Raw genomic sequence first — 5,701 nt, forward strand, 5'->3', positions numbered from 1 at the left:
CGCGTCTCCGGGCTGTCTACCACGATCGGCGCGGTCATCAGATGGCAGTCGGCTTGATAAAGCGCGGCGAAACGCCATGCGAATTCGGCGGGGTTGAATGCGCGTGCTTTCATGATGCCGCCGAGCAACGACACCACCGAGACATTTTCCACCGGCTTTTCGCTCATGTACGCGAGTGCATTCACGAGTGTGCGGCCCCAGCCCACACCGATGCGCATGTCGGAACGTACGAGATCGGACAAATAGGCTCCCGCAGCGGCGCTGACGGGCCCCGTGGCATCCGCGTCCGGCGAGGACAAAGGCGCGACGATCGCCTCACTCAAACCGTACCGTTGCTCGAGCCTGCGCTCGAGCTCCACGCACTCGGCCAGCCGATCCTGAATGACGATTCTCACTTCGTTACGCTCGCGTGCTTGCGCGAGCATACGCACGACGGTGACGCGTCCGACCCCCAGGCGTTGCGCGATTTCCTGCTGCGTCATCTCTTCGACGTAATACATCCAGGAAGCGCGCAAACGCAGCCGCTGGGCCGGACTTCGATCGTCGGCATCGTCTTGGCGCTGCTTGTTCGTCGCTTTCGGCACTCCGTTTTCTCCCTATTGAAAGTGACAGTCGAATCAGAACAATCGTGCTATCTTAACTTCGAACGCTGCACCGCCGAGGTCACATGGAAGCGAAGCCCTTGATTCCCCGTCATATCGGCCCGGACTTGAACCAGATCCATCTCGCGCTCGTCGATTGCGCCAGGCAGTTCCGGTACACGGCGCGCAACGTTCCGGGCACGGATTCGGCCGCGTCCGAAACGCCGCGTCAATCGTCGATCCCCCGCCCGCCGCTGCCGCGCTTTCTCGGTTCGGTAGGACACTTGGCCGATTCCCTGCTCGAAACTGCCGAGACGTACGCGGGACATGCGATCCCTCCGCTGCAGGATCACTGGAAGCTTCCCGTCGATATCGACATCGACGTCGAATCGCTCGCTCATTGCCCCGACGATACGAAGCGCGTTCGAACTTATTCGGCCGTTTACTACGCTGCTGCGAAGCGTTTCGTTCTTCGCGCCGGCGCGGCGGATGTGCTGATCTTCGAACATCGCATCAACGAAGGCTTTATTGCGTTTTGCAACGCTTCCCGCGCCCTGTCATCGGCCGAACAAGTCATTGTTGCGCCGCAACTGTGCGCCTTGTCCGACGTTTGCCGGATGTTCGCGCGGCTCAGTCTTTTGATGATCGACAAACATCCGATTCGCAGCGCGCGATTCGTCGAACTCCCCGATGTCGTGGCGCCTTGGTGGTTGATCGCGGAGCCGAATGCTTATGTCTTCTTGCTGCTCGGGCTCCTGGGCTGCGCGAAGCGCGTTTGTCCCGACTCGCTACCCGCGGATCCCGACCGTGCGTTGAGTCTCGCGGCAGACATTCTAGGCACGCGCGAGTCTAAATTTCGTGAGCTTCTGCGTGAACGCGTGCCGGAAGCTGCGCTCGAACAAGAATTTGCATCGATAGTCAAATTCCTTTGATGGGGTTCTCGGCATGAGTGAGCGCTGCCCAACGATTGAAGGCCGCGGAAGAAACATGTGGCAAGCCGCGACCCGGCTCTCGTCATTCAATGAGTTGCTTCGCGAACATTGCGGAGCGATGAGTTCGGACTTCGGCATCCCGGTCGAGATCAAAGATCGCGCGGTCACGACGGCCTTCTTTGCATGGGCTCGAATCGTCGAACACCATGCAATGGATCCGCATCGTAAGACACCCGATTATTTTGAGTTCCTGATTGGGTCTCTTCTCGCACAACTGCTCGCGACGCATGCGGTCGACGCGGTGCCCGGCATCGAGGGAGATCGGTCGGGAAAAAACGACAACGCGATCGCTAAGTGGTGGCCAGCCGGCTTCGCGTTGACGACATTCTGCGTCGCACTCGTGCGCAAAGTCATCGCGCAGGAATGTGGCCAGATTGTCACTCCGTCGGAGAAATTTGGCGATATCAAGATCTGGCAGTCGTTCCGCGAAAATCTGCTTGAAGAACCATCGATCGCCATCGCCTACTTCGACGACTTCATGGGCCTCTCGCCGAACTGGCGCAATCCATCGTTTTTTCGTGAGCGCGCCACGCGGAAGTTCCATGGCGTCGATATGGACAAATAAACGGATGGGTGCGCAACGTCGTACGTTACGTCACCGGCACAATGCGACCAAACACCCGCTGCGTAATCGCTTCCCGAAACCGTCGCACGACGAGTGCTTCATCGACTAACGCGAAAGCGAAGAAGCCGAGCAGCGTGCCGGCGACAAGCGTCGGCGCTTCGTGTAGCGAACTCGGCATCAGCAGGCTCAGCCAGAGAAACACATTCGGCGACGTCTGCAGCAAGTGAATGTCGCGTGCGACTGCGGGTTCAATCGGCCGTGCCGCCAACCGTTGCTGAATTCTCACATACAGCCAGCTCACCACGCGGTTCGCGCCAAAGAGCAGAAATGGGAGCGATAGCGCGCCCCAGGCTGACCAGTCGCCAGAACGCAAAGCGTTAGCGACGAGCGGCCCGCCCGAGCGCAACGAAACGAGAAACGCGAGCGGCACCATTGCAAGAGAACCGACCCACCCCCAGTTGGTCGACATACGGCCAGCCGCAATCGGATGGGCGCGCCGCCAAAGCTGTGCGGCGAGCGACGGCAACGCGAGCGCGATCACGAGTACGATAAAAAATCGCTGCAGCGGGCGAGCATCGCCGATGATGTAATGCCCTTGCATTGCGAGGACGGCGAGCACGGCAGGCAACACGACGGACAACACCAAGGTATAGCGCACGGCAAAGAAGTAATCACCACCGCGCGCAAGCGAGAACGTCGGTACCGATAGCGCCGGAGGCACGATCAACAGCAGCCCGATCAGATACGCCCCATGATTGTGAAAGCACAATAGCAGCACGCCGGCGCAGGCGACACGGCCCAGGCTCATGATCGCAAGCGCGATGTTTTCCGGGCCGCTGCTCGCGCGCAGCGAGCCCGGTTCGATCCGCTGCGCGAGAAAGAATGCGTTGAGCCCGAGCAGGCAAACGATTGCGAGATCGTCAATCAGACGCGGCAATGCGATGCCGAACAACGACAGCGCAAAGCCCCCGAGTGCGGCAGCGAGCATCCATTGCAGCAGGAAGATTTCGACGTGCTCGCCGATGTAATTCAGCGTCGCGGAGCTACGCGCGGTCATGCGCTTCAGTTCGTCCCACGAGAGCGGACGCGAGTTCGGCAAGCGGAAGTCGATGTATTCGTCGGGCGAGAGCCCCGATGCAATCAACGCGAAGATTTCGACGATATATTTATGCGCGACGACGAGCACATGCTTACCGGCTTGCTCGAGCGGCGCCAGCACGTCGTCGTAGTACGCCTTGCAGCGCGCGAACATGTCCATCCAATGCTCGCCCTGCGGCGGCGCGCCATCGGGGTGATGGAAGCAGTAATCGTAGAGCCGGTGACCGATCGACTTCTTGATCAGCGTCTTATTCTTACCCGCAAAAATTCCGAAGTCCCGCTCGATCAGCGCTGCGCTGGTCACGATACGCGGCGTACCCGCCGCACGCTCGAGAATAATCGAGGCCGTCGCCTGCGCCCGTTCGAGTGTGGAGACATGAACCTCGTCGAACACAACACCGAGACGTTGAATGTGGTGCGCGGCCTGTTGTGCCTGCCGTCGGCCGAGCAACGTCAAAGGAGAATTCTTCGATCCCGCAAAATAGTTCTGCTCGTTGGCGAGGGATTCACCATGGCGGACAAAGTAGAGCGTCATAGCTGATGCCTTCAAGTAGATGATCGGTGCGCTGCCGTGCGCGTTGGGCGATGCGTGTGACTCGCGAAGTGCGAGGGTATGCGCGAGGTAAGTGACTCGCCGTCATCGAAAGGTTGCGGTCGAGAGGTTTGCTGGTGGGATTAAGGTGTAACCGCGTGTAACTGCCTCCGAGCGCTCCGCCGGGGGAACCGTACGGCATGGTGGTCGAGTCGTACCAGAACCAGGATATCGTCTATGGCGATCTATTGGCGGCCCGGCTCGACGCAACATTGACCAATGCGGCACAAGCGGAGTACGGTTTCCTGAATACGCCGCAGGGAGCACCTTTCGAGTTTTCCGGCGAGGCACTGATGGATCCACAGATCTTCGGCGTCGGCACGGCGGTGGGATTGCGTAAAGAAGACGCAGATTTGAAGATGCAGATCGACCAGGCAATCGCGAGCATGCGTGCGGACGGTACCTACGATCAGATCGCGCGTCGATATTTCAAGTTCGATGCGTACGGCAAATAGGGGAATGCAGAACGCGACGCCCCATGAAAGCGAAAATCGGCCGCACCGAGCGAGAATCCACATCGCCTCAGCGTGGGATAGAACGCTGGGTGGCGGGCCTTGCCACGGCTCGGAATTATCGGCTCGCCTGGCTGCCGCATGATCTGCTGGCGGGCTTGAGCCTTTGCGCCGTCCTCATCCCGACCGGCATGGCCTACGCGCAAGCCGCAGGCTTGCCTGCCATATCGGGACTTCACGCATCGTTTGCCGCACTGCTCGCCTATGCAGTGTTTGGCCCAAGCAGAATTCTTGTGCTCGGCCCGGACTCTGCGCTCATCGCGTTGATCGCGGCAACGGTGGGGCCGCTGGCGCACGGCAACGGCCCGCACGCGCTGGCGCTTGCCAGCGCCCTCGCGCTATTGTCGGGTGCCCTATGCGTGGCGGTCGGCATGTTGAAGCTCGGCTTCGTGACCGAACTGCTGTCGCTACCGATCCGTTATGGCTATCTGAACGGCATCATGCTGACGATTCTCGTGGGACAGCTGCCCCAGTTTCTGGGATTCCACGCACGCAGCGAATCGTTCGTCGAGCAGGTGCGTGAAGGGGTGATCGGCATCGCATCGGGCAAGGTCAACGCAGTCGCAAGCGCCATAGGTGTATCCGTGCTCATCGTGACACTCGGATGCCGGCGTTGGGCACCGAAAATTCCCGGCATGCTCATCGCCATCGCGGGTGCGACGATTCTCGTGGGCACGCTGGGGCTCGCACAACGATTCGGTGTGGCCGTAGTGGGAAGCATCGCACAGGGGTTGCCCGCACCGCGCATTCCGGTGCTTGGCGTCGACGAATGGTTGAATCTTCTCGGCGGAGCCGCCGCTATCGCACTCGTCGCGTTCACGGATATCAGCATCCTGTCGCGCACCTATGAATTTCGCACCGGCGCAGCCGTCGACCGTAACCAGGAGTTCGTCGCACTCGGCCTTTGCAATATTGCAGCGGGCCTCGTACAAGGATTTGCCGTGGCGGCGAGCGGTTCTCGCACGCCAGTCGCCGAAGCGGCGGGAGCGAAGACGCAGGTAACAGGCATCGTGGCCGCGCTCATTGTCGCGGCCTTGTTGGTATTCGCGCCACAAGCGTTGCACAACCCCCCGCTCTCCGCGCTGTCGGCAGTCGTCATCGCAGCGTGCCTTGCGCTGCTCGAAATCAAGGGCGTCTGGCGGCTCTATCGGCTCCGGCCGAGTGAGTTCGCGCAGTGCCTCGTGTGTTTCATCGGCGTCGCCACGCTCGGCGTAGTGAACGGAATCGGCATTGCCCTCGGACTCGCTGTTCTTGCGTTTCTGTGGCGGGCGTGGCGTCCCTATGTCGCCGTGCTGGGCCGCGTCGATCAGATGAAGGGGTATCACGACATCTCTCGGCATCCCGACGCACGCCGCATTCCC

6 protein-coding genes are annotated in these 5,701 nt (G+C 60.6%); 4 read left to right on the forward strand and 2 right to left on the reverse strand.

Translation table 11 applies throughout. The features are described 5' to 3' along the window. The coding region (locus tag ACTHL0_RS20305; protein ID WP_440568680.1) for a sugar-binding transcriptional regulator at positions 1–584 on the reverse strand (584 nt) is incomplete at its 3' end. A gap of 83 nt (positions 585–667) precedes the next feature. Between ACTHL0_RS20305 and ACTHL0_RS20310 the strand changes: the two genes are divergently transcribed. Both ACTHL0_RS20310 and ACTHL0_RS20315 read left to right on the forward strand, forming a co-directional pair. Next, a complete protein-coding gene (locus ACTHL0_RS20310; protein ID WP_440568681.1) occupies positions 668–1,513 on the forward strand; it encodes a hypothetical protein in 846 nt (281 codons plus the stop codon). 118 nt (positions 1,514–1,631) lie between these two features. Then, positions 1,632–2,138 carry a hypothetical protein gene (locus tag ACTHL0_RS20315; RefSeq protein WP_440568682.1) on the forward strand — a complete coding sequence of 169 codons (507 nt, stop codon included), beginning with the start codon at positions 1,632–1,634 and terminating at the stop codon, positions 2,136–2,138. Between the two features lie 25 nt (positions 2,139–2,163). Here ACTHL0_RS20315 and ACTHL0_RS20320 read toward each other — a convergent pair whose 3' ends face one another. After that, a complete protein-coding gene (locus ACTHL0_RS20320) occupies positions 2,164–3,771 on the reverse strand; it encodes a histidine phosphatase family protein (protein ID WP_440568683.1) in 1,608 nt (535 codons plus the stop codon). Between the two features lie 197 nt (positions 3,772–3,968). Here ACTHL0_RS20320 and ACTHL0_RS20325 point away from each other — a divergent pair, with 197 nt between their 5' ends. After that, on the forward strand, positions 3,969–4,283 hold the full coding sequence (locus ACTHL0_RS20325) for a transporter substrate-binding domain-containing protein (RefSeq protein WP_440568684.1): 315 nt from the start codon (positions 3,969–3,971) through the stop codon (positions 4,281–4,283). A gap of 23 nt (positions 4,284–4,306) precedes the next feature. Beyond that, positions 4,307–5,701 (forward strand): SulP family inorganic anion transporter (locus ACTHL0_RS20330; RefSeq protein ID WP_440568685.1); only part of this gene is annotated, 1,395 nt, incomplete at its 3' end.

The organism is Trinickia sp. (genome assembly GCF_051961175.1).
Lineage (GTDB): Bacteria > Pseudomonadota > Gammaproteobacteria > Burkholderiales > Burkholderiaceae > Trinickia.

Bases quoted from the DNA above. Each gene is read 5' to 3' on its own strand.
- ACTHL0_RS20320 (WP_440568683.1), bottom strand. From the start codon at position 3,771: ATGACGCTCTACTTTGTCCGCCATGGTGAATCCCTCGCCAACGAGCAG.
- ACTHL0_RS20325 (WP_440568684.1), top strand. From the start codon at position 3,969: ATGGTGGTCGAGTCGTACCAGAACCAGGATATCGTCTATGGCGATCTA.
- ACTHL0_RS20315 (WP_440568682.1), top strand. From the start codon at position 1,632: ATGAGTTCGGACTTCGGCATCCCGGTCGAGATCAAAGATCGCGCGGTC.
- ACTHL0_RS20310 (WP_440568681.1), top strand. From the start codon at position 668: ATGGAAGCGAAGCCCTTGATTCCCCGTCATATCGGCCCGGACTTGAAC.